This window comes from Dokdonia donghaensis DSW-1 (assembly GCF_001653755.1).
Taxonomy (GTDB): domain Bacteria; phylum Bacteroidota; class Bacteroidia; order Flavobacteriales; family Flavobacteriaceae; genus Dokdonia; species Dokdonia donghaensis.
Genome location: NZ_CP015125.1, coordinates 2,648,281 through 2,673,042, shown reverse-complemented (window position 1 = coordinate 2,673,042; position 24,762 = coordinate 2,648,281). Strand labels below are relative to the sequence as shown.

General features: G+C 38.4%; 22 protein-coding genes, 1 tRNA gene and 1 riboswitch. Of the genes, 6 read left to right on the top strand and 17 right to left on the bottom strand.

The annotated features are described in order from the left end of the window. Genes I597_RS11735 through I597_RS11725 form a run of 3 tightly spaced genes read right to left on the bottom strand, consistent with a single transcriptional unit; the run spans nt 1 to nt 2,991 of the window. Nucleotides 1-795 (bottom strand): ABC transporter ATP-binding protein, encoded by a 795-nt coding sequence (locus tag I597_RS11735; RefSeq protein WP_035324589.1) that lies wholly within the window; start codon nt 793-795, stop codon nt 1-3. Then, on the bottom strand, nt 795-1,823 hold the full coding sequence (locus I597_RS11730; protein ID WP_035324590.1) for a FecCD family ABC transporter permease: 1,029 nt from the start codon (nt 1,821-1,823) through the stop codon (nt 795-797). Before I597_RS11730 ends, I597_RS11735 begins: the two co-directional genes overlap by 1 nt. Then, a complete protein-coding gene (locus tag I597_RS11725) occupies nt 1,813-2,991 on the bottom strand; it encodes an ABC transporter substrate-binding protein (protein WP_035324591.1) in 1,179 nt (392 codons plus the stop codon). Before I597_RS11725 ends, I597_RS11730 begins: the two co-directional genes overlap by 11 nt. An 87-nt stretch (nt 2,992-3,078) precedes the next feature. Continuing rightward, nucleotides 3,079-3,284: riboswitch (cobalamin riboswitch) on the top strand. Between the two features lie 34 nt (nt 3,285-3,318). Between I597_RS11725 and I597_RS11720 the strand changes: the two genes are divergently transcribed. Then, entirely contained in the window at nt 3,319-5,175 is a 1,857-nt protein-coding gene (locus tag I597_RS11720) for a TonB-dependent receptor (protein ID WP_035324592.1), read from the top strand. An 8-nt stretch (nt 5,176-5,183) separates the two neighbouring features. Then, complete coding sequence (locus I597_RS11715) at nt 5,184-6,254, top strand: YncE family protein (RefSeq protein ID WP_035324593.1); 1,071 nt, start codon at nt 5,184-5,186, stop codon at nt 6,252-6,254. Between the two features lie 55 nt (nt 6,255-6,309). Here the strand turns inward: I597_RS11715 and I597_RS11710 are convergent, their stop codons facing one another. The 3 genes from I597_RS11710 to I597_RS11700 form a co-directional block, all read right to left on the bottom strand. Then, a complete protein-coding gene (locus I597_RS11710) occupies nt 6,310-7,752 on the bottom strand; it encodes a S41 family peptidase (RefSeq protein ID WP_035324594.1) in 1,443 nt (480 codons plus the stop codon). Between the two features lie 98 nt (nt 7,753-7,850). Beyond that, nucleotides 7,851-8,501: a hypothetical protein gene (locus I597_RS11705; protein ID WP_035324595.1), complete on the bottom strand. Its 651-nt coding sequence runs from the start codon at nt 8,499-8,501 to the stop codon at nt 7,851-7,853. Further along, the gene (locus tag I597_RS11700) at nt 8,494-9,756 is read right to left on the bottom strand and encodes an exo-beta-N-acetylmuramidase NamZ family protein (protein ID WP_035324596.1); all 1,263 of its coding nucleotides are present in this window, start codon (nt 9,754-9,756) and stop codon (nt 8,494-8,496) included. The genes I597_RS11705 and I597_RS11700 overlap by 8 nt, the downstream gene beginning before the upstream one ends. Here I597_RS11700 and I597_RS11695 point away from each other — a divergent pair, their 5' ends adjacent. Next, complete coding sequence (locus I597_RS11695) at nt 9,757-10,989, top strand: ABC transporter permease (protein ID WP_035324597.1); 1,233 nt, start codon at nt 9,757-9,759, stop codon at nt 10,987-10,989. 7 nt (nt 10,990-10,996) lie between these two features. Here I597_RS11695 and I597_RS11690 read toward each other — a convergent pair whose 3' ends face one another. From I597_RS11690 to I597_RS11680, 3 genes are all read right to left on the bottom strand, one after another. Then, the gene (locus I597_RS11690; RefSeq protein ID WP_035324598.1) at nt 10,997-12,616 is read right to left on the bottom strand and encodes a M1 family metallopeptidase; all 1,620 of its coding nucleotides are present in this window, start codon (nt 12,614-12,616) and stop codon (nt 10,997-10,999) included. A 45-nt stretch (nt 12,617-12,661) separates the two neighbouring features. Continuing rightward, on the bottom strand, nt 12,662-13,201 hold the full coding sequence (locus tag I597_RS11685) for a DsrE family protein (RefSeq protein WP_035324599.1): 540 nt from the start codon (nt 13,199-13,201) through the stop codon (nt 12,662-12,664). Between the two features lie 101 nt (nt 13,202-13,302). Continuing rightward, complete coding sequence (locus I597_RS11680; protein ID WP_035324600.1) at nt 13,303-14,598, bottom strand: DUF2254 domain-containing protein; 1,296 nt, start codon at nt 14,596-14,598, stop codon at nt 13,303-13,305. A 372-nt stretch (nt 14,599-14,970) separates the two neighbouring features. On the opposite strand from I597_RS11680, the gene I597_RS11675 reads away from it, so the two are divergent. Then, on the top strand, nt 14,971-15,852 hold the full coding sequence (locus tag I597_RS11675; protein WP_035324601.1) for a hypothetical protein: 882 nt from the start codon (nt 14,971-14,973) through the stop codon (nt 15,850-15,852). A 64-nt stretch (nt 15,853-15,916) separates the two neighbouring features. Here the strand turns inward: I597_RS11675 and I597_RS11670 are convergent, their stop codons facing one another. Genes I597_RS11670 through hutI form a run of 5 tightly spaced genes read right to left on the bottom strand, consistent with a single transcriptional unit; the run spans nt 15,917 to nt 19,970 of the window. After that, nucleotides 15,917-16,708 carry an MBL fold metallo-hydrolase gene (locus I597_RS11670; protein WP_035324602.1) on the bottom strand — a complete coding sequence of 264 codons (792 nt, stop codon included), beginning with the start codon at nt 16,706-16,708 and terminating at the stop codon, nt 15,917-15,919. A 6-nt stretch (nt 16,709-16,714) separates the two neighbouring features. Next, nucleotides 16,715-17,182, bottom strand: coding sequence for a GNAT family N-acetyltransferase (locus I597_RS11665; protein ID WP_081964945.1), 468 nt, complete (start codon nt 17,180-17,182; stop codon nt 16,715-16,717). Further along, nucleotides 17,163-18,164, bottom strand: coding sequence for a formimidoylglutamase (locus tag I597_RS11660; protein WP_035324604.1), 1,002 nt, complete (start codon nt 18,162-18,164; stop codon nt 17,163-17,165). The genes I597_RS11665 and I597_RS11660 overlap by 20 nt, the downstream gene beginning before the upstream one ends. A 1-nt stretch (nt 18,165) precedes the next feature. Continuing rightward, nucleotides 18,166-18,744, bottom strand: a complete 579-nt coding sequence (locus I597_RS11655) for a hypothetical protein (RefSeq protein ID WP_035324605.1) — start codon at nt 18,742-18,744, stop codon at nt 18,166-18,168. Further along, nucleotides 18,741-19,970, bottom strand: coding sequence for an imidazolonepropionase (hutI, locus tag I597_RS11650; protein ID WP_035324606.1), 1,230 nt, complete (start codon nt 19,968-19,970; stop codon nt 18,741-18,743). Before hutI ends, I597_RS11655 begins: the two co-directional genes overlap by 4 nt. Before the next feature lie 166 nt (nt 19,971-20,136). Here hutI and I597_RS11645 point away from each other — a divergent pair, with 166 nt between their 5' ends. Then, the gene (locus tag I597_RS11645; protein ID WP_035324607.1) at nt 20,137-21,312 is read left to right on the top strand and encodes a trans-sulfuration enzyme family protein; all 1,176 of its coding nucleotides are present in this window, start codon (nt 20,137-20,139) and stop codon (nt 21,310-21,312) included. A gap of 49 nt (nt 21,313-21,361) precedes the next feature. Then, on the top strand, nt 21,362-22,078 hold the full coding sequence (bshB1, locus tag I597_RS11640; RefSeq protein WP_035324608.1) for a bacillithiol biosynthesis deacetylase BshB1: 717 nt from the start codon (nt 21,362-21,364) through the stop codon (nt 22,076-22,078). Between the two features lie 63 nt (nt 22,079-22,141). Here bshB1 and I597_RS11635 read toward each other — a convergent pair. The 3 genes from I597_RS11635 to dnaN all read right to left on the bottom strand — a co-directional run bounded on the left by I597_RS11635 (nt 22,142) and on the right by dnaN (nt 24,691). Next, nucleotides 22,142-22,217 (bottom strand) — tRNA-His (locus I597_RS11635). Between the two features lie 117 nt (nt 22,218-22,334). Then, entirely contained in the window at nt 22,335-23,405 is a 1,071-nt protein-coding gene (locus I597_RS11630; RefSeq protein WP_035324609.1) for a M28 family metallopeptidase, read from the bottom strand. 167 nt (nt 23,406-23,572) lie between these two features. After that, on the bottom strand, nt 23,573-24,691 hold the full coding sequence (dnaN, locus tag I597_RS11625) for a DNA polymerase III subunit beta (RefSeq protein WP_021778818.1): 1,119 nt from the start codon (nt 24,689-24,691) through the stop codon (nt 23,573-23,575). Nucleotides 24,692-24,762: the final 71 nt, after the last annotated feature.

Genomic DNA, 24,762 nt, shown 5'->3' with positions numbered 1-24,762 from the left:
TTACTTTTTGAGAAAAAAGATACGGTTTTTACGGTTAAACCCCACATTGTGAGAAGGAAAGAGTACATCAAAAACTCCCTGAGCAATAAGTGCTTCCGGAGTGTCGTATAAGGCTTGTCGCTCTTTCATCACAATCATTTTATCACAACGGGTAATGGCATAATCTATCTCGTGTGTACTAAAAATGACGGTTTTACGCTCTTCTGTTGCGATTCTAGCTAGCAGGTTTAATATAGAGGCTTTGTGATGTAGGTCTAGATGTGTCATAGGTTCATCTAGCATAATTATAGGAGTGTCTTGAGCAAGTGCTCTTGCTATGAGGACACGCTGCAGTTGCCCGTCACTAAGCTCGTAACACTTCTTGTCTTTGAGTATGTAGGTTTCGGTACGTTTTAAAGCTGTTATTATAATATCCTTATCTACCTCTGTGAGCGTGCCTAGCCAGTTTGTATAAGGCTGTCTGCCCAGTGCTACTAGCTCTGCTATCGTAAGATTTTTTGAAATAGCTTGATTGGTCAATACAACACTAAGTTGCTGTGCGAGTAATGCTGGAGTTACTTTGGCAATCTCTTTATCATTAATATAGACAGCACCAGCAAGCGGTTCTTGAAGTCCTGCGAGTGTTCTAAGCAATGTAGATTTACCAGACCCATTTATCCCCACAAGGGCAATAAGTTCACCCGTTCTACAGTGTATATTGAGATTTTTTGCAATAGGTGTTTCCTCACGATTATTGTTATAGCCTATAACAAGATCTTTTGTGCTGAGGGTGATATGATTGTTTATAGACTGCATTAAAAAAGAAGTTTCTTTTTACGAACCAAAAGCCATATAACAACGGGAGCACCCACCATCGCAGAGATGGCATTTATAGGGAGTGTATACTCACTATAAGGAACTTGTGCTATAGTATCACAAACAAGCATAAGGATAGCACCTCCTAATATGACAGCTGGCAATAAGATGCGATGATTTGCCGTAGGTATAAGTTGGCGTACTAAATGTGGTACGGCAAGCCCTATAAAGGCTATAGGCCCTGCAAAAGCAGTAATACTACCCGCAAGCAAACTTGTCGCAATAATAATGAGTAGACGTGACTGACTAAATTTTGTACCTATCGTACGTGCATAAGCATCTCCTAAAAGAAGGCTGTTAAGTGATTTTAAACAAAACACAGCGAGCAAAATCCCTACAACAAAACAAATAGAAAGGATTCCCACGCCACGCCACGAGACGTCACCAAGACTCCCAAAAGACCAAAAAACAAACCGTTGTAACTCTTCTGCTTTACTAAAATAGGCTAGCACACTTACTACGGCACTTGTAAGGCTTCCTACCATTAAACCTATGATAAGGAGCGCCATTGTATCTTTTATACGCGTGGCTACACCTAGCACCATAAGTAAGACTAAAAAACTTCCTACACTAGCCGATACGATGAGCCCCCATTTACCAGATAATAGGGTAGAAGATAGCCCCAGTGCCGTACCTCCTAAGATGTATAAAGCGACGCCTAGACTGGCACCACTACTTATACCTAATACAAAAGGCCCCGCCAGCGGATTGCGAAAAAGCGTTTGCATTAACAAGCCAGAAACCGCAAGACCTGCACCAGCAATAATTGCCGTAATAGCTTTAGGTAATCTATAATCTACGATAATATATAACCAAGATGTTTTTGACACATCACCACCCAGTAATCCAGAGATAACTTCTGTAAAAGGAATGTTTACGGAGCCTAAACTTATGTTTACAATAAAGCACAACACTAGTATGAAAACTAATATACAAAAGGGTATGATGTAACTTTTATTACTCATCAAGCGGTGAAAAAAATGTAAAGTCTTCTGTAATAAGCTCTGGGTGTAAGATTTTGGTAAGATCTCTTAAAACAAGGTCTGGCCTGTTAGGCGCAAGTTCATAATATAATAAACCACCGGTTGCTCCCTTACTCTTTGCAAAGGTATAGACCTTCTTATTTTTAAATGCATCAAACTGTCCGTAGGCAGGGTTGTCACTTAGTAGTTTTGAATATGATGTATACTGCCCAGATGCAATCCAGAAGTCTGCTTGCTGCCCTTTTTCCAGCACAGATTCTATACTCAAGGCAATACTTCCCACTCCCTCGGTATCTGCCCATAGGTATGAGCCTCCGGCATCTTCTAGAACTTTAGCCTGCCAGCTATCACCCTTAGGTAAATACCAAACGTCTTTATACATCGCACCACTTAAAATAGTAGGACTTGACGTTACAGATGCAAGTTGTTTCTTAGTGGCTAGATATTGATTTTTTATGTTTGTAAAAATGCTATCTGCCTCTTTTTCTTTGCCGTACAGAGCGCCAAAGAATTTGATCCACTCTGCTTTGCCTAGCGGTTCTTTTTCTACCCAGTCGCCGTTGTAAAGCACAGGGATTCCTGCACGTTGTAGCGTGTTTACAGATTTGTTTTCTCCTTCTACACCAAAGGTGATAACCGCATCTGGATTGAGATTTATTGCAAGTTCTGTGTTAAGCGATTCGTTTTGACCCAGCTCTGTAATGAGATTGTTTTCAATACGCTTTCGCGAAAGCGGACTCGACACGTAATCAAGATTAGGAAAACCTTTTAGAGTTTCGATAACCCCAAGCATTTCTAACGAGGGGATGTGCGTAGTAGAGGTAACGACTACATTTTTTATAGGCGTTTTTATAATGGCATCTACACCTCGATTAGTAAGTAATTCGGTGAGGCTTTTACTGTTTTCTTCTTCTATAGAAGCTTGCAACCCTCCTTCTGGCACAAGGGCGTAGGTAAAGGTTTTATCTGCATTTGGGAATGCTTCTGTAACCTCTAGCAATGTGTAGTTTTCATACTTTGTAATGGTAAAACCATCTGCATAGGTTACTGCCTGTGATGCACTCATTGTGGGAGTAACAGTCGTGACTTCTGGTTCATTTTTACAAGATGTTACCAGAAGTATAAGACAGACTAAAAGGTGTAAGTACTTCATTTGCCAAAAGTAGTATTAAAATATCCAATGCCGCAAGAGGGCTTTCTTCTTTTTGATTTTCTGCTAGGTATGGTAGTAATGTTATGTATATTTGCGACGAATTTTGGTTTTGATGCATCACACGGGTGCAGAAAATTAAAAGGGAATTCCGTATAAATCGGAAGCTGTTCCCGCAACTGTAAGCTAAGCCCATAAAGGGTTTGTTACTACTACAAAGCCACTGTCATAAGGTGTTATGATGGGAAGGTGTAACAAAAGCAAGCCAGGAGACCTGCCACTATTCATAATTAAAATCAAGCAACTTTCGGGTAAAAAGTTGGTAGATAGATGAAACATAGATTCCTTTTTATTGTTGTCGTGCTATGTGCACTTACAACTGCCGCACAAATAGATACACTTCAAGTTTTACCTGAAGTGATACTTAGTGACTCAAAGTTAAAAAACCACAGTGTAGGTATAGCTCTTGAGAAGATAAGTGATAGCACCATACAGCGCTCGCGCACGGCTCTTACCAAGGTGTTGCGAGCAAATAGCACCATATACTTTAGAGAAAATGGGCCAGGCGGTGTAGCCTCTGCCTCTTTTAGAGGGACTAACGCGGCACAGACAGCCGTCGTGTGGAACGGTATAAACATAAATAGCCAGCTCACTGGCCAGTCTGATTTTAATACCTTATCGTCAAAAAATTATGATCAGCTCGATGTGAGAGCGGGCGGCGGGAGCATTATATATGGCTCTGGAGCAGTAGGGGGTAGTGTTCATCTAGGTAATGATATTAGATTTAATAAGGGACTGAGTACGACAGTAACCGCAGGTTACGGAAGTTTTGATACTCAGCTTGCAACGGCCAAAACGCAATTTTCAAACACTAATTTTTATATAGATGCCGGGCTAGATTATCAACGTTCTGAAAATGATTTTGAATATCTAGATACAGAAAACCAGTTTAATGAAAATGGTCAATACGACAATCTCAACGCCATTTTTAATATGGGTTACCTTCTTAAAAATAAAGGCAATCGCACACATTTATTAAAACTGCACCACAATACCTACGTAGGTAATCGCAACTTTTCTGGCACACTCACAGCACCTTCTAATGATGGGTATGAAGACAGAAATACGAGGACACTTGCTGTATGGGAAAACCTAGGGACAAGATTTAATGGGAAGTTGCGTGCGGCGCATATTTTTGAACAGTTTAGATATTTTGCAAATAACCAAACTGACGATAATGACCTAGGTAAATCTATACGCTATCTAGCAAACTATGAGGCTACCTATAAGCTAGATCGCAAAAAGGAACTTACTGTAATAGGTGAGGTAAACCATATTTCGGCAGCTGGTGCGTCTATCGTTGCAACTACTAGAAATCAAGGATCTATAGTTGCCTTGTGGAAACAGCAACTTACTAATCAATTTACCTATGAGATTCAGGCTAGACAAGAGCTGGTAGAAGGTTTTGATAGTCCATTTCTTTTGGGAGCTGGTTTTGCATACGCTTTAGCGAAAGCGTATACACTCACATTTAACGGGTCAAAAAATTATAGAATTCCCACATTTAACGATGCTTACTGGTCTGGACCAGGTGCTGTAGGTAACCCAGATTTAAAACCTGAAACAAGCATACAAGCCGAAATAGGCTTAAAAAGAACACGTAAAAACCTCACGTTAGGACTTAGAGGGTTTTACATTAACACAGATGATTTGATACAATGGCAGCCTAATCTGAGCGGTATCTGGTCACCTATAAACATTGCAGATTCTGAGCATTATGGTATAGAGGGAGCACTTGATTATACGGCTATTATGGGTAGCCATAAAGTTACAACTACTGCTCAATATGCCTACACACAGGCCGAAGATGTAGCGAGAGGCAAACAGCTTATCTATGTGCCAGCTCATAAAGCGATACTCGGTATCGCGCATAACTATGGCAGGCTGAGTAGTTATGTGCAAACTACCTTTGTAGATCGTGTTTTTACAACTACAGATAACACGGCGCAGGTAGACGGCTATGCGATTGCTCACATAGGGACAAGCTATGACATCTTACACAAGCAAGGTACTAAGCTCCAAGTAATGGCGAGAGTCAATAACTTATTTAATACGAACTACCAGACGGTTGCTTTTAGACCTAACCCTGGAAGAAACTTTTTATTACAAACAACAATTACTTTTTAAACACACTTATGAAACATTCTTTTTACACATTTTGTATTGCAACACTCTTATTATTTTCTTGTAATACAGATGACGATTTATTTATTCCTGCGACCCCAGAGGTAGAAGGGCCGTATGCTACTGGATTTTTAGTAACAAATGAAGGACCTTTTTCAAATGGTTTTGGAACAGTAGATCATATAGATGAAAACCTTACTACGGTGACATCATCTATCTATCAAGCTGTAAATAATGATAATCTAGGTAACATTGTACAATCACTCACAATGACAGACGATAAGGTTTATGTAGTTACAAACGTGAGCTCACGTATCACGGTAGTAGAAAAAGATACCTTTGAAGAAATAATCCAGATTACAGAAGGACTTAATAACCCACGTAATATGGTAATAATAGGGGATAACGGTTATGTGACTAACTGGGGCGATCCAGCTGTAGCGACAGATGATTATGTGGCTGTTTTAGATTTAAATACCAATGAGATAGTAAGCACAATTCCTGTTGCAGAAGGGCCAGAGCAAATCGTAGCCAAAGGAGATGCTATTTATGTAGCACACAAAGGAGGTTTTGGAGTAAATAATATTGTATCTGTAATCTCTAGTGAGCAGGAAAATGTTGTTACTACAATAGAGGTTGGTGATGTACCTAACTCACTACAGTTTGATACAGCGGGACGTCTTGTAGTTCTAGCTAGTGGTGCTCCGGCATTTACAGGTAATGAGACAGGAGGACAGTTTACTATTATAGATACAGATACAAATACTGCTGTAGAAACCGTTTTATTTACAAACACTGAGCATCCTAGCTTCTTAAATTTAGTAGGTGATGATGTGTTTTATTATCTAGGTGGAGCTGTTTATAAAACAACAGTAGCAGATTTTACAACGGCTAGTACTGCAATTATATCTGGGTCGTTTTTCTATAATATGACCATACTCAGCGACGGTACACTAGCAGGATGTAACGCTGCAGACTTTGCTAGTAATGGTACTGTAGAGCTTTATGATACTACTACGGGAACTTTATTAAATACACTCAATGTAGGTATTGTACCAGGTAACGTTTACGAGATTAACTAGGTTATTCTAATAGTTAATTAAAAGGGGTGACATAATTGTCACCCCTTTTTTTGTGCTAGTTTATATCAAGTTGATCAACTATCATACGCTGGTAGAGCGGGTCTTGTTGCTCTGTGTCATAATATGAGGGTTGTATCGTCGTGTTATATTGTGCGTTGCTTCTTCCGTTAAGAATAACATCTATGGCTGCGTCTAGAAGTGGCTCGCCTTGCTCACCTAGCTGGCCATAGTTTGTAAAATCTTCGGCTATTTCAATATCTGGTGTAAAGCCGTCAAAATAGTCTGTAAGACCATTTGCATTTACAGACTTAAGTACAAGCGGTAGCATTACATATCTGTGATTTGGATTTGCCTCAGATCTTCTAAAACCTGGAGCTGGCGCATCATATAATAAGAAGGACCCTTCAAATTTTCCTACAGTATTTGTACCTATCTGTATAATCTCAATATATGGATCTAGACCACTTAGTATAAGTTCGCTGGCACTTGCTGTTCTTCCCGTAGTGAGTATGAATACTCTAGAAAGACCTAAGCTGTTTATAGTTGCTCCATCATTGCCACTTCCTAGATTATTATTGAAAGTACGTGTAAATTGATTCTCTGGATTGCGATCTGAGTTATACTCTTGAGTGATAAATGTTTGTCCCTCAAACTGACCAGTAATCATAGATGAAAGATCGTTTGCCGTCTCTATAGAACCACCGCCATTGTAGCGTAAATCAAGAACGAGATCTGTGATCCCTGCCGCTTGAAACTCTGCAAACGCATCATTGAGGTCACTATCAAACTCATTTGTAAAGCCTGTATAATGTAAATAGCCTATCTCATTACCACCTACACTTAAAACATTTACGGTATGTACAGGGTTTATAATGAGCTGTATTTTATTTATAACGATTTCTTCTCCCGTAAGGTCAAAGTCTGTACCATTAAAGGTTGCTGTACTTATGGTATAGCTTTCTGGACTAAAAAAGCTAGAAAAACTTGTGTTACCATTTATAGGTTGTCCAGTCGCATCTTGTAAGGGTTGCCCGTCTACAAGTGTAAAAATCATACCTCGCTGTACACCCGCAATAGCTGCCGGACTATCATTTACCACATATCTCACAATACCAAAGGCTCTAGTAGGGTCGTTAGGCATAATAAGCAGGGAGATATTCATACCAGAGGCGGTGCGAATTCCCGCTAGCGAGTTTTCTAATGCTGTATAATCATCTCTTAATATGCTAAAACGGTCTACAGGCGCCGTAAGTGCATCAAAAGCATCCTCTACAGAAGCAAACTGTGACAAATAGTCAAATTTTTCTCCATCATTACTAAAAAAATCATTTGCTAGCTCTGGTACTTGGTCTTTATATAATGACCAGTAATTGAGACCTCTGTAAACAAAGTCAGACAGCTCTACTGTAGTTGCTGGTCTTATAGTATCATCAAGATCATCATTACAGGAAAAAAAGAGCATTGTAAAGACGAGTAGGAATAGGGTAATCTTTTTCATAGGGTTAATATTAAGGGAGTATATCGTAATCTAGTATCAAATATAGTTAAACGTAAAAAAGTCACTACAATTACATTGTCTGCTTTAAAGTTTTGAGATTAATTAACAAGGTTTGCTAACAGCGGTACATCGTGATCTAGTTGCTCAAACGCTGTTTTTGGTGTTCTATATCCTAGAAAGGGGGCAAAGTAAATATGAGATTCAAGCTTGTGGCTATAAGCAAGTTTATTATGTGTAGACAGTTTTTTATCTAGATCTAGACGTATATCCATCCACTCCGAAGAAAAAAACTGAGCGCCTTGTCTATTAAAAAGTAAGATAAGCTTAGGAGCAACATAGGTAATGACCTCTTTAGTAATCTCAAGTTGATCTCTGAGAAACTGTTTACCCACCTCATCGTTAAGAAAGTGTGCTATTTGTTTTTGCTCCGTATGTCGTTGATAGAATAAATCGCAATAAGTAATTCCTTGAGATTCAAGAGCTGATAGTAAGTTGTGAAATTTTTTGAAGTAGCGATCATTCTGCAATTTGCTATAATCATAGCTATACTTATCGTTACTTATAAAATCTGTGCGTAACGATGGATTTATACCCATAACTAGTACGTTTACCGTAGGATCTATTTTAGAGAATACAAAGCCATTATGTATAATGTCTTGCTGTTCTTGGGTACGAAGAAGCTTTGTGTAGGTGGTAAATAGGGTTTCAATTTTCGCTTTAAGCGAAAGCAAAAATGCATCCCTACTCATACATTAGATATTTTGAGCGTATCTTTTTAAATCGTTCTATACCTGGCAACCATTTTCTTTTAATCTCCTTAAAAGTATAGCCCGCCTCAATGTCTTGCTGTAATTGTGTTGAACCCGCGTGTAGTGTAAAGCTAGCCGTTTTAAAGAAAGTATCCTTCTTGCTACTAGCAGCATAGGCTTCTATGAGCCATTCAAGATTTACCGTGTTCATATAGGCCTCATCACGTAGGTCTTTACCGTTACAGGTGACTCCTTTATGTTTTGGTGATTTTGATCCAAAATTAGGTTGTGGCGTGTATGTGAATGAAAAGTACTCGTTAGGAAAATCTGGTGCGCCAAAGATTTGAAACTGCATCTCTGTGCCGCGTCCCGCGTTTACCGTAGTCCCTTCAAAAAAGCCTAAGCTAGGATATAAATTGATACTCTTATCATTAGGCAAGTTAGGCGATGGTCTTGTAGGGAGTACATATTTTTTCTGGTATGACCAGTTTTTAAGAGGTATCACCGTAAGATCTACTGTGATCTTATCTTTGAGCCAGCCTTCTCCATTTACCATTCTTGTATATTCGCCTATCGTCATACCATACACAAGTGGTATCTCGTGCATACCTAAAAAGCTACTGTGTTCTTTTTCTAGTGTAGGGCCGTCTATGTAATGAGCATTAGGATTAGGTCTGTCTAGCACTATGACGGGAATCCCACTTTCGGCAGCGGCTTCCATAACATAGGTGAGGGTAGATATGTAGGTGTAAAAACGCACGCCCACATCTTGTATGTCAAAGAGTAAGACATCAAGCCCTTCTAGCTGTTGTGCCGTGGGTTTTTTATTCTTTCCGTAAAGGGAGATGATGTTGAGACCCGTTTTTGGGTCCTTACCGTCCTTTACCTTTTCGCCGGCATCTACATTACCCCTAAAGCCGTGCTCTGGCGAGAAAACCTTCTTTATAGTAACTCCCATACTGAGTAAGGAGTCTACTAGGTGAGTGCTTTGCGCTTCTGTATGCGATGTCTCGGTAAAGATGAGTCCGCTTTTATTTGTAACTACTCCTACATTTTTATTTGCTAGTAATGGGAGGTACAGCTCTGTTCTATTTGCACCCACAGTAATGCTAGAATCTATGACTACTACGTTACTTGTCGTGGGTTGTTTGGATTCCGCTTTCGCGAAAGCGGTCTTATCTCCACCCGTATTTGCACAAGAAATTAAGAGTGTGAGCGTTAAAAAAAGGGTATTTTTGAATAAAATGAGACGCATTTGAATCTAGAGTATTTTATAGCCAAACGCCTAAGTGGCGGGACATCGTATAAAAGTAGTGCTTCCAGTACGATAATTAAAATTGCGATTGCAGCAATCGCTATAGGTATGGTAATGATGCTTATCTCTATAGCTACGGGTGTAGGGCTGCAACGTGAGATTAGACAGAAGGTGTCTGCCTTTTCTGGTGATATACTCGTTTCCAACTTTGATGGAAATAATAGTGAGGAGACCGTAAACCCTATTACTATTAATCAAGATTTTTACCCAAACTTTGATGCTGTACCAGAAGTGACACACGTGCAAGCAATCACGACTAAGGCAGGAATGATACGCACTGCAGAGACCTTTGAAGGAGTGGTTTACAAAGGTGTGGGTGATGATTATGACTGGTCTCGCATAGAAGATTATATCATAGAAGGTCGCAAGCCAGAGCTCACAGGTGACCTCAATAATGAAATCTTAATGAGTACCTATCTTGCAAAACGTTTAGGTTTTACGGTAGGTGATAAAGCGGTAATACACTTTGTAAATAAAGAAAATACACGTTTTAGATCACGGTCACTTGATATTGTAGGACTTTATGAAAGTGCTTATCAAGAGTTTGATAAGATTTACATTATAGGAGACCGCCGCCATCTTACTTTTATAAATAAATGGGAAAAAGACGAGGTAGGGGCGTTTGAGGTTTTTGTAGATGATTTTGATAATATAGAGCGAGTTAATAACGAAGTGTATGAAAACTCTGGCTCTATGCTTAGATCCATATCTATCATACAGCGCAACTATAATATCTTTGAGTGGATCAAGTTATTTGACTTTAATATAATGCTCATTATTGTCGTGATGATCCTTATAGCAGGTATTAACATTGCGGTAGCACTACTTGTACTTGTACTTGAGCGCACTCGTATGATAGGTATTCTCAAAGCCCTAGGTGGCTCAGATTGGAATGTACGTAAGATATTTATCTACAACGCAATGTATCTTATAGGTCTAGGTCTCTTCTGGGGTAACCTTATAGGCTTAGGAATTTTATTTGCTCAGAAGTATTTTGGTTTTATAAAACTTGACCCATCAACGTATTATGTTAGTGAGGCACCAGTTCTCATAAATGGATGGCATATTTTATCTCTCAACTTGGGGGTTTTTACTATATGTGTACTTATCTTACTTATACCATCTTATATTATAACCAAAATTAGCCCTGTACGCGCAATACGGTTTGAGTAAGTTGTACTTACATTTTTCTAATATCTACATACATATTGCGATCTATTTGTACGGTGCTAGTTCCTTTAGGTATGTCTAGGCACTGCCATATATCTGTAGGTTCAAGCCATATAAACTCTTCGTTAATCTTAATACGTAAGGGCATTGTAAAACCTTGTATGGTATTATTAAATCGATAGTGCATTTCTTTTTTATCGATTTTGTACTCAAATGTTGGGATATCTTTTTCTCTGAGATATTGATTAAAAAAGGGTGTTAAATCTAGATTTAGTGCATTTGCAATATAATTTTCTACAGCAGCTGTTGTTGTCGTTTGGTGATAAAATTCTTTACTTAAACCTCGCAGTGTTGCTCGCCATAAATCATCATCTTGTGCTATGGTACGTAAGGTGAGTAGTATGTTTGCACCTTTGTAGTACATATCACCGCTTCCTTCCTTATCCACATTATAGGTGCCTATTATGGGTCTATCATTACGTATTTTATCACGAGTACCTATGGTATAAGTTGCTGCAGTTTCTTTTCCAAAGTGGTAATCGAGATATAGATTTTCAGAATATGAGGTAAAGCCTTCGTGTATCCACATATCTGCCACGTCTTTATTTGTAATATTATTTGCAAACCACTCGTGACCAGCCTCGTGAATGATAATAAAATCAAATTTTAATCCCTCACCCGTACCAGAAAGATCTCTACCTAGGTATCCATTTTTAAATCTATTGCCATAGGTTACAGAGCTTTGATGTTCCATCCCAAGATAAGGTGCTTGCACAAGTTTAAAACTATCCTCATAAAACGGGTAAGGACCAAACCAGTGTTCAAAAGCCTCCATCATCATAGGAGCTTGTTTAAACTGCTCTCGAGCCTTCTCCTCATCCTCCTTGAGAACCCAGTAGCTCATATCTAGAGGGCCTTTCTCTCCTTTATAAACTTCAGAGAAGTTTACATAATCACCTATATTTAAGTTTACACCGTAGTTATTTATTGGGTTTTTAACCGTCCAGTGGTATGTTTTTGTAGTTGCGTCTGTATCGATGTGTACAAGTCTCCCGTTTGACACGTCTACGAGATCTTTAGGCACGGTAACGTGCATATCAAGACTGTCTACCTCATCTGCCGGGTGGTCTCTGTTAGGCCACCATACACTTGAGCCTATGCCTTGATTTGAACTGGCGATAAAATGTTTTCCGTTGCTATCTTTTTTCCAGGTGATACCACCATCCCACGGCGGATTTTTTGCAATTCTAGGTTTGCCTTCAAAACTTAGCGAGATTTTCTTTAGCTCACCCTCACGCTGTGGATCTTCAAGTTGTATAAAATGCGCATTACCTTCTGACCGTACATCCAGCGAGTGACCATCTTGCATTACTGCAGTAAGCTCCATAGGTGCTTGTAGATCTATTTGTAACTCATTAGTGCCTTCATTAAGCACTTTGTAGGTCATCACATTAGTCCCTATAATTGTCTTTGACTCTGGCATCACCTCTACAGAAAGGTCATAATGTACAAGGTCCCACCACGCTCTTTGTGGTGTGATGCTACCACGTAAACTGTCTTGACGAGTTATTTTTTGAGAGTATGAAGATAGGCTCGTGAGTATAAAGCCCAGTAAAAATAGGTAACGCATTAATCTGGTTTAATTTATTGTGTAAGGTATGCTAGTAGAGGTTTCTTAAAATGCAATAAGCGAGTATCCATTCATTTGTGACTGGCTTAAAACGGTCATTGCAGAGAGGGCTACATCTACTATTTCCAATCTTCGTGCCGAAGTAATGTTGCGTGATCCCGCCGTTTGCCCGCAGAGTATAAGTTCTACTCCTGCATCGCTTAGTGCCTCTAGAAGTGCAATATTGGGATTATCTACCCCATATTTTTCTTTATAAAGTTTATTTGTAAGTACGCCATATGCCGCCTTACCGTGTATTGCTGCACGTATGTGCATATTCTCCTTAGGGACACCTGCTTTATCGTGCATATTTAAAAAGCGAGCCATCGTATCTATGTATGGATTTCTTACGCTAGGGTCTTCTGGGGCTTTTGCCACATCAAAAACAATATAAAATTGTGCTTCAGTATCGGTTTTAAAATCTGGCTCTGGTACGGCAAAAGTTTTTCCAAAATCTTTGATGAGGTTACCAGGTTGTGATGAGGGTTGTTGTGAGTACGCTTTCGCGAAAGCGAAACATAAAGCAATAAGAAGCAAATTTTTCATAAAAGTAAAAGTAGTTTTAAGCAATGTAGTGCGTATTATGTAATGTGCATAAAGAAAAAGAAAACCAGTCAAAAAACCTTATCTGGAGGTAATAATATCATCTAGCTTGCTTGTACTTCACTTGCCACCTTATTTAAAATAGCAAGATCTGACTCGTTTTTAATAAATTGGTTTGCATCATCTATGATGAGTTGTACTTGGTTGATAATATCCTCTGTATACTCATCCTTTAACGCATCAGATGTACTTAGGTATCTCAAGCTTTGCAACATTTTGTGTAGCATAATAAAGTCTTCTTTGCAATACTGCCTTAGGGATGCAAAAATAAAATAGAGGACTTCTTCAAAGTTTATGGTGCGTAGTGATACAAGGGCATTACCATCTTTATCTGTCACAAAGCTGTTATCCCTCTTTTGCATACGTAATACAAATAGCTCGGTAAGGTAGTCTAGGCAAGTAATTGCCGTGCCAGGGTCATTTATACCCGGGCTCATTGCTTTTACGGCAATCTCTGTAAGTTGTTTAAACCCTAATATATAGTTGTTTTTTACAATCTCAGATCTAGAAAATCCAAAACAAGAGCGTAGCGCCTCAATAGCCTCCTCATCAAGATCCTTATTTACACTTACTATTTTTGTACTATCTAGTACAAAAGAACCTTTAGGAACTAAAAGTGAAACTTTACAAGAGTGCTCATTGCAAAAATCTACAAGGGAATCTAATGCAATATCATTAAGATGTCCCGAGAATTTAGTAGTATAACTTTGCCAAGAGTCACTGTCGTTAAAAACGGCTACTCCTTTTGGGTCACTCTCCGTGTCTATAAGTTGCTGGATGCGATGCCGTGATACATTGTAAATACGATCTATAATATTGTTAATCTGTATAGCTTGAGATATAGAGTGTATAAAGTATATAAAAGCTGCAAGCACGTGTATGCTCAATACAATCCCTATAAGTACTGCAAAGCCTGGTAGTTGCGTTTTAGACTGTTCTGGCTCAATACTAAGTAAGATAATGATACAATAAATAATGACAGCAATATAAAAGCCTAGTACCACCTGGTGACGTTTATTTGCAATAAGTCCTGGTAGTATGCGTGGTGAATAATTACTAGACGCCTGGTTGAGTATGAGCATAACCATAGAAAAACTAAAAACCATCAGGCTAAAAATACCTCCTATAAAGGTACTAAGAAGCGTGCGAGCCGTATCTGCATCATTAATCACAAGAGCCGGTACAGTGTCTATAAGATACTTTGAGATGCCTTGTTGCTCTGCATAAGACATTAAGAATCCTAAGGCTAGCCCCATAAAGGCAATAAGGCTAGGGTAGAAAGCTACATTGCCGGTGATCCGGCTATATAAAAGCTCTAGTTTTGTGTACAGTTTATTCATAAGCTACAATTTCCGTAAAAAACTTTGGGATCGCACTGCTTTTAGAATTACGTTAACAACGAGGAAGGGTTGTTTTTACGCTTTCGCGAAAGCGGACTCATATCAATTACCTTATAAGTTTATGAACTAATTTATAGAAGGATTTAAATCAGAACTACGTTAACCTCCTTCCTACGGTGCTTTATGTATTTGTACATCAATAAGTTTGCTACGTGATTAACTTGTAGATGGATTACGTGTATTTGTTATTTTAACAATTTTTAATATCGGGCGTTAATTGTATGGTAAAAAGAATATTTTAGCAGAAGCAATTAAAATAAAATCCAATTCTTTGCATTAGACGTATAACCAATAAAAATTAAACTAAATATTATGGACAACGAAAAAAGTGGAAACGGTATTAAGATCATTGCAGGGATTCTTGCAGTACTTTTAGTCGTTGCTGGTGCCTTTGCAGTAAAACTGTATAACCAAGAAAAAGATACAAAGAGCCAACTTACAAAAGAGAAAAACGTTGTGCTTGCAGATCTTAAAGAGATGGTAAGTAAGTATGATGTGGTTATAGAAGAAAATAATCTGAAGGACACAGAGCTTAATGATGCTCGTGACAGAATACAAGGACTTATAGCAGATATTAATGCAAAAGATGCTACCATTGCTAGCCTTGGTAAGTACAGAGCAGAGGTTTTTAAACTACGTAACGAGCGCGATTTCTTATTTGCTCAAAACGACTCACTACGCGGTAGTAACCAGATGCTAGCTATGCGCATAGATAGTACCACTTACGAGCTAGAAGTACAGCGCGGTGTAGGAGATTCTTTATCACTAGAAAATCAAGCACTAGCAGAGCGTGTAACTCTAGGATCTGCACTAGCGGCAAACAAGCTGCGTGCTACAGGTGTCATAGAGCGCTCTTCTGGAAAGCTTATAGAAAACTCAAATAATAGACGTGTAGATAAACTACGTGCGTGTTATACAGTACCACAAAATCGTCTAGCCGAAGCTGGTGACCGTATGCTTTATGTACAGGTTGTAGACCCAGAAGGAAACACGCTAGGTGATAACAAGCAAGTAGCCTTTGACGGGACAGTGGTTACATACAGTACTATCTCTAAGTTTTATTATGAAAACACAGCTCTAGATATTTGCGAGAATATAGGGAAGACCACAAAGTTTTTTCCAGAGGGAACTTATAAGGTCTTTGTGTATGATAAAGGGTCACTTCTTGCACAGACATCTTTTAGTCTAAAGTAAAAGAGATTATAGTTAAAAGCATATTACACCGCTCTAAGATATCCATCTTAGAGCGGTGTTTTTTTTATTCTACAGTAGGGTACCAGTCTAGCTGGGCTACATTTATATTGCTGTCACCTTTATTTACTAGTTCTTTAAATTTTGAAACGTCGCTTAAGCCTTCTGTACCTCTGTAATGATAAGGAAATACGGTCTCTGGTTTAAAATCTAATACCGCGCTCGCAGCACTCTCTACCGTCATTGTGTATGGCAAGTTCATACATACAAAAGCGATATCTATATCTGCTAGATTGCGCATTTCTGGTATATCTTCTGTATCTCCAGAGATGTATACTCGTTTATCATCTTTTTCAATTACATAGCCATTTCCTCTGCCTTTTGAGTGAAATTTAAGTGCCTCCTCTCTAAGGTTGTACATAGGGATTGCAGTGATGTCAAAACCATTTTTAATTAATGAATTGTCATTGCTAAGTACGGTTGTGATTTTTTGTAAATCTTCTGGGAGTTTATCTACAACTGCTTGTGGTGCAATAATCTTTGTAGATTCTGTTAGAATACCCTGTACAGTATTTACGTTTAAGTGATCACCGTGTATATCTGTAATCAAGATAAGATCTGGCGCATCATAAAGATCAAAATTTTCTGGACCTCCTACGGGGTCAATATAAATAGCAGTATCATCCCATTTTAAAACCATAGTAGCGTGCGATACTGGGTAAATCTCAAAGTTACTTTTCTTTGTTATCTCCTCTTTTACAACCGCTGTAGCTATTTTGGTTTCGTTTGATGTGTTCTCTTTACAGCTTGTAATACCTATGGTAAGAGCCGCTAAGAGTATGATGTTGTGTAATTTCATTTTCTGTTATTTATGATTAATTATTTTTTCCATTTTTATGTTTGCGCGCTCGTATGATGCATTTTCTTCTACGGGAATTTCAATAAAACCCCATTTTTTATAGATATGAATAGCATTTTCTAGAATGGTGTTTGAATAGAGTATGAGTTTTGAAAGGTTTTCCGCTTTCGCGAAAGCGATACAATGCTCTATTAATTTTTGACCTATGCCTAGACCTCTGGCTTCTGGCGATACTGCCATTTTTGTGAGTTCTAATACACTGTTTATTTGTGTGGGCATAAGCGCTACAGTGCCTACAATCTCATCATTGTGCTGGGCAAAAAATATGTATCCTCCTTTATTTATAATGTAAGTTTCTGGCTTACTTAATACTTCTAAGTCATAAGGTTCTACATAAAAATAGGTCTCTAGCCATTCTATATTAAGATGTTTGAAGGCGTCTTTATGCTTTGTGTTATAGGGTATAATATCCACGATGATTTCTTATAAAGTCTGTAACGAGGTAAGATAATGCTTTACCTACTTGTTGATAATTTTTCTTTGTTGGAGCGGCCTCACAAATATGTAAATAACCACATTTAGTCTTTCTTGCAAGCTGGCCTAAAAAATAACGCATCACCTCTAAGTTAAATCCAGAAGGCGTTTGTGCACTACTTGAGAAATTTGCAATACTATCTACATCTATCTCAACACCCAGTGTATTGTCACTTAACTGGGAGATAGCGGTTTCAAAATTTTCTACCTGTTTACTTTCTAACAGCATATCTTCCATATCAAAAACGGAGATATGATCGCTAGTAGCTATCATATTGTAAATATACTGTGGTGTGTAGTTTTTATGTAACCCGAAGATACAATAGGTGTTGAGATATGAGTTCTCACTTTCTAGTGCATACGTAAAGCCATTACCGCTATGTCTATACTCTGTTTTTCTTAAATCTGTATGCGCATCAAAATTGATGACATTTATCGCTTTTTGCAAAGCCGTTGCAGTACCTTTTATATTTCCGTAGGCGTTATTATGACCGCCTCCTATAACTATAGGTATTTTGCCCGCAGCTACTATGCGGTTTGTCACGGTAGCTACTTTACTATCTATTCTTGCTACAATACTACCTAGTGTTTCTGGATGCTCCTTATCTATATCGTCTATATCTGGAGATACCGCTATATGACCTAATAGTAGGATATCGTTACCATTATTAAACTGATTGTCTTGAACGTTTACAAAAGCTTTTACAAAACTTCCCCAAGCTTTTACTGCCCCGGGCTTACCGTAATTTGCACGAATACCTATATCCTCACAAATTCCAAAAAGAACATAGGTGCAATTATTATTTACAATGTCATCTAGGCTATCACATAGTTGCAAGGTTTCTCCCAGCTTGGTCTCACCAGCTCGAAGATGTGTGAATGGTTTAATATCACTTTCCGTTGCAATGTGTAGCTGTATCATATCAATGAGTTGTCGAATTTGAGAGCGCTTCAATACACTCTTCTCTTATAGTATAGAGTTCGTCTAGCGTGTATGGTAGGTGATCTCTTTTTATCCAGTCTGCAAGTACAGATTTGTGATAGCTCTTTTTATACTCACCTATCTGATCTGTATCTATTGTGGTTTGCATAAGTATAGAATCTGTCCACGTAAGGTTTTTAGACTGTGCAAATGTGTAATCATACACCTCATCATCATAGCATAAAAATGTATGAGCTTCTAGCATATATGGCAGGTTGTATTTATCAAGAGTCGCTCCCACACCTGGGGTGTTCTCTTTACTCATAGCATATATGGCAAGTTCTAACTGTAAACCATAAATTGCGTGCTCATCTGTGAGCATTTTAAGTGTCGCGTGTTTAGTGCTACAGGTACCTCGACCATTTGTAATAATGCTTCCAAATTCCAAAGGGTTTTCTACTCTCCCGTACGGTAGATTTTGCACTTTGCGTATCGCCTCGTAGAAGGTTTTAACTTCGTGTTCAATAAAAATGTCACTTACCGGGCTTCCCGGTACGATAGAAAAATTAGGTATAATCATAAGACTTCTCCATTTACAATTACTTCATCAATCTGGTGTTGTCCAAAGTGATAGGGAATTGCATTGTAAGAGGGTAGGGGTTTAGTAATTATTAAATTTGCTTTTTTTCCTTTTGTAATACTTCCAGTTTCTTTTGCAACATCCATTGCAAATGCACCATTTATAGTAGCTGCAACAATTGCCTCTGCAGGGGTCATTTTAAGATTGATGCACGCCTGTGAGACTATAAAATTCATAGAGCTGCTAGGTGATGATCCTGGATTGTAGTCTGTTGCCACAGCAAGAGATAGGCCTGAGTCTATAATCTTGCGTGCGGGTGTATATGGTATATTTAAGAAGAAAGAACAACCTGGAAGGGCTACCGGTATCGTATTTGATGTTTTTAATTCATCTATATCTTTTTCGGTAAGTTCTTCTAGATGATCTACAGTAAGCGCTTCAAGCTCTATAGCCTTCTGTATGCCACCTATACTTGTAAACTGGTTGACGTGTACTTTAGGTTTTAAGCCGTGCGCCTTTCCTGCGTTGACTATGGTATCCATTTCTGCCACCGTAAAGTATCCTGTCTCACAAAATATGTCTATAAAATCTACTAATGACTCCTTTGTAAATGCTGGTATCATCTCATTTACAATCTCATCTATATAAGCTGCTCTATTTTGTTTATGACGTTCTGGTATAGCGTGTGCTGCCAGAAGCGTTGCTTTTACAGGGATATCTACGGCAGTACTGAGTCTTTTAATAACGCGCAGCATTTTAAGTTCTGATGCTACTGTAAGGCCATAACCTGTTTTAATCTCTATAGCTCCAGTACCCGTTTTAATACATTGTGATAAGCGCTCTAATGCATCTTTATAAAGTTCATCTTCGCTCATTGCCTGTAACTTGCGAGCGCTGTTCAAAATTCCACCACCTTTGGCAGCAATCTCTTGATAACTCAAGCCTTTGATACGATCTACAAACTCATCTTCACGAGTTGTAGCAAATACTAGATGCGTGTGAGAGTCACACCACATAGGTAAAACTATTTGACCTGTTGCGTCTATAACTTCATCTACAGCGATGGGATGTAAATCATCCATAATACCATACTCATAAATGCAATCTTCATCTATTACGAGATACGCATTCTCAATATATGGCATAGCGCCCATCTCCTTGCCACAAAGAGGCTTATCATATTCTCCAGTTACTAAAAGCTGATATATGTTAGTAATCAATTTCATCCTTTTAAAGGTAGCAACTTTATACGACTATTGCATTAACATTTTTAAGAGAATGTATAAAACTGTGCTAAGCCATTGGCCCAGAGTGCGCTATTTTATTCTTTAATAATGAGAGAGGTGCTCTAGGTGTTTTTTGTATTTTTAGAACATTTAAAAAAGTAAAGTTATGTCAAAGTCAAACCAGGGTCTCAATACCATTTGTACTCACACGGGAGAAGTAAAAGACGAGCAGTTTCAAGGAGCTGTTTCTCCTATATTTATGTCATCTTCATATGCCTTTATGGATGTAGATGTAAAGCGCTACCCACGTTATTTTAATACACCTAATCAAGAAGGGCTGAGCAAGAAAATTGCAGCTTTAGAAAAAACTGAGGCGGGAATGATTTTTGGCAGTGGTATGGCTGCAGTGAGCACAACCTTACTTGCCTTTTTGAGAAGTGGCGATCACATTGTATTACAAGAAACTTTATACGGAGGGACCTATAATCTTGTGGTGGAGGAGTTTGATAAATATGGTATCACCTATACGTTTACAGAAGATCTTAGTGAGGCCGCTTTCGCGAAAGCGATAACCCCACAAACCAAAGTTATCTACATAGAGACACCGTCTAACCCGCTTATGAAAGTGACAGATATGGAAATGGTCTCTGCACTAGCCAAAAAGCACGGCATTGTAACGATGATAGATAACACCTTTGCATCACCTGTAAATCAAAAACCAAAAGATTTTGGGATAGATATAATGATACACTCGGCAACAAAATATATGGGTGGTCATAGTGATATCTGTGCAGGAGCCGTTGCAGCAAGTCAAGAGCATATAGACCGTATCTGGAACCTAGGTAAAAATCTAGGAGGAAGCTTAAGTGATCTTATGGTCTGGATGCTTGAGCGTAGTATCAAGACAATGGCATTGCGTGTTAAAGCTCAAAATAGAAATGCAAAGAAACTTGCCAAATGGCTCGATAAAAAGGAGCAAATAGATAAGGTGTATTATCCAGGTCTCAAGTCGCATCCTGACTATGCTCTTGCAAAAAAGCAAATGAGCGGTTTTGGTGGTATGATGTCCTTCGAGTTAGCACCACACATTGATGCAGAAGAGTTTCAAAAAGCGCTTAAACTTATAAAACCTTCTATGAGTCTTGCAGGTGTGGAGAGTACAATGCTTTGCCCAGCGCAAACTTCTCACTTTTTACTAGGAGAAGAAGAGCGAGCAAAACAAGGTATTGCAGATGGCTTGATACGCTTTTCTGTAGGTATAGAAGAGAAAAAAGATCTTATGGCAGATATTGACCAAGCGCTTGAAGTTGTACTCAAGAAAGCAACAATAGTGGCAGACTAGAATTGTACGACTTATAAAATGCCATTACGGCATTACAACAATATATTTTATGAAATTAGACATACTAGCTATAGGAGCACATCCAGACGACGTAGAGTTGGGCTGTGGAGCAACGATAGCAAAGGAAATAGCAAACGGAAAAAAAGTAGGTATTCTTGATCTTACAAGGGGAGAGTTAGGAACCAGAGGATCTGCAGAGATACGTGATGTAGAGGCAGCAAATGCAGCAAAGATATTAGGCGTGAGCGTACGAGAAAATATAGCACTCGCAGATGGGTTTTTTGTAAATGATAGAGAGAGCCAACTCAAAATCATAGAAATCATACGTAAATATCAACCAGAAATGGTGCTCTGCAATGCTATAACAGATAGGCATATAGATCACGGTAAAGGGAGTAAACTAGCCAGTGATGCTTGTTTTTTAAGCGGTCTTAAAAAAATAGAAACTATAGCAGATGGAAAGCCTCAAGAAAAATGGCGTCCCAAAACTGTGTATCACTATATACAATGGCAAAATATAGAGCCAGATGTGGTAGTAGATGTTACAGGCTTTATAGATAAAAAATGTGAGTCTGTGTTTGCTTACACATCGCAGTTTCACGATCCAAATAATAAGGAAGGAGACACGCCTATATCTAGTAAGACTTTTAAAGATAGCATAAACTATAGAGCAAGAGATCTAGGTAGACTTATAGGGACAGAGTATGGTGAAGGTTTTACTGTAGAGCGATATGCAGCTGTAAATAGCCTATTTGACTTAATATAAGAGCTCACAACACACAAAGCATATAAAAACAAAAAAGCTATCCAGAAGGATAGCTTTTTTTAAGGGTGGAAGACCGGTTTCGAACCGGCGACCTCTGGTACCACAAACCAGCGCTCTAACCAGCTGAGCTACAACCACCATTTTAATTGCGAGTGCAAAGATAATTAATATTAATAGATGTACAACCTTTTATCAAAAAAAATGGAGCATTTTTTTGCTCCATTTTTTATAATTCTGATAATGAGTTGTTTCGGTTTTACTCTTTTTCGGCTTTATCTACTACCGGTTTTTCCTTTCTGTTTGCAAGTTCCCACGCTGTTGCAAAAACGAGCTTTGTGCGCTTCTCAAGTAAAGGATAGTTGATCTTATCTGGAGTATCACTTATTTTATGATAATCATCGTGCGTTCCATTAAAGTAGAAGATTACTGGCACATTGTGCTTTGCAAAGTTATAGTGGTCTGAGCGGTAGTAAAATCTGTTAGGCTCATTTTCTACATTATAACGGTAGTCTAGGTTGATGTCAAAGTACTTTGCATTTACTGCAGATGAGATATTGTGTAAATCTGTACTAAGCTTATCAGAGCCTATGAGGTACACATAGTTGTTATCTTCTTTGTGCGCATCATCATTACGACCTATCATATCTATGTTAAGATCTGCAATGGTATTTGCAAGTGGGTATACTGGATTTTCTGAATAATATCTTGATCCATAAAGACCTTTTTCTTCACCTGTAACGTGTAAAAATAGGATAGAACGTTTAGGTCCTTTACCATCTTTAACAGCTTGTTTAAAAGCCTCTGCAATCTCAAGTAAAGCTACTGTTCCAGAGCCATCATCGTCTGCACCGTTATATACATTTCCTTTTGCGTCCATACCTACGTGATCTAGGTGTGCAGAGAGCACAAGAACCTCTTCTGGCTTTTCTGATCCTTTTATAAAAGCTAGAACGTTTTCAGAATCATTAAGTCCGCTTCCTTTTCTAAAAAATGTATTAGGAACGATTTGATAGTAATCACCATTATTACCTGGTTGTACGTTTAGCTCTTTGTAATAGTTTACAAGGTATGCTGCTGCCTTTTTTTGACCTGGGTCTCCTGTGTTACGCCCTTCAAATTCATCGCTGGCATATACGTAGAGCATTTCTTTGAGTTCTCCTTCGGTGATTGTGTTTGTGTACTTACGCACGTCTGTCTCGTCACTTTCTAAAGCGGTAACATCTATTATTACAGGGTCTGCTGCCTGGGTAGGAGCGACTGCTTTCTTTGATTCATTACAAGATAATGCTACAAGGCTTAAACCTAAAAGCGCAAAATATTTTTTCATTCAAATTTATTTTAAGATTGCTAAAAGTACAGAATTCAACCGAATAAAATAGGGGAGTGCTGTAAAGGCTGTTAGTACGCTTTCGCGAAAGCGTAAAGAAACTGCATAAAAAATGCCACTCTAGTTAAGAGTGGCATTATGGTATTACTTTATGAGATGTAAGTCTCTTAGTTGTTAAGCATTACTGGCATTACAAGCATTGTTACTTGCTCACCTTCATCAAGACCATCTACTGGAGTTAAGATACCTGCTCTATTAGGAAGTGACATCTCTAGAGAAACATCATTTGCATTCATATTATTAAGCATCTCTGTTAAGAATCTTGAGTTAAAACCTATTTGCATATCATCACCTTGATAATCACAAGTAAGTCTCTCTTCTGCCTTGTTGCTGTAGTCTATATCTTCGGCAGAGATGTTAAGTTCTGCTCCAGCAATTTTAAGACGTATCTGGTGTGTTGTTTTATTTGAGAAAATAGATACACGACGCACAGAGTTTAAAAACTGGTTGCGGTCTATAGTAAGTCTATTTGGGTTTTCCTTAGGTATTACGGCCTCATAGTTAGGGTATTTACCATCTATAAGTCTACATACAAGCTCTACGTTATCAAAAGTAAATTTTGCATTGCTCTCGTTGTACTCTACAGATATCTCATCGTCAGACGTAGAGAGGATTCCTTTAAGTAAGTTAAGTGGCTTTTTAGGCATAATAAACTCTGCTGCCTGTGATGCTACAACATCTGTACGACCATACTTTACAAGCTTATGAGCATCTGTAGCTACAAAGGTTAAACCATCTGTCGCAAACTGAAAGAAAACGCCGCTCATCACTGGGCGTAAATCGTCATTACCTGTTGCAAATATGGTGTTACTTATAGCCGTAGCAAGCACGCTTCCAGGTATTTTTACCACACTAGGATCTTCTAGTGATACGGCATTAGGAAACTCTGCACCATCTGCATATGCTAGAGCATATTTACCGTGGTTAGAGCTTATCTCTATGGTGTTATTTTCGTGCTGAGTAAAAGTTAGGGGTTGCTCAGGAAATGTTTTAAGCGTGTCTAGTAACAAACGCGCTGGTAATGCAATAGCCCCATTATCACTAGATTCTACATCAAGTTTTGAAGTCATTGTAGTTTCTAAATCTGATGCCGAAACCGTAAGGGCGTTACCATCAAGTTCAAAAAGAAAATTATCTAGTATAGGTAATGTGTTGCTATTATTAATCACCCCTCCCAACACTTGTAGTTGTTTGAGAAGGTAAGAGCTAGAGACTATAAATTTCATAGTATTATTAGGTTTTGCTATGCAAGAAAATTGAATATAAAGTGATGCAATAAATTACCTGCACACTACTT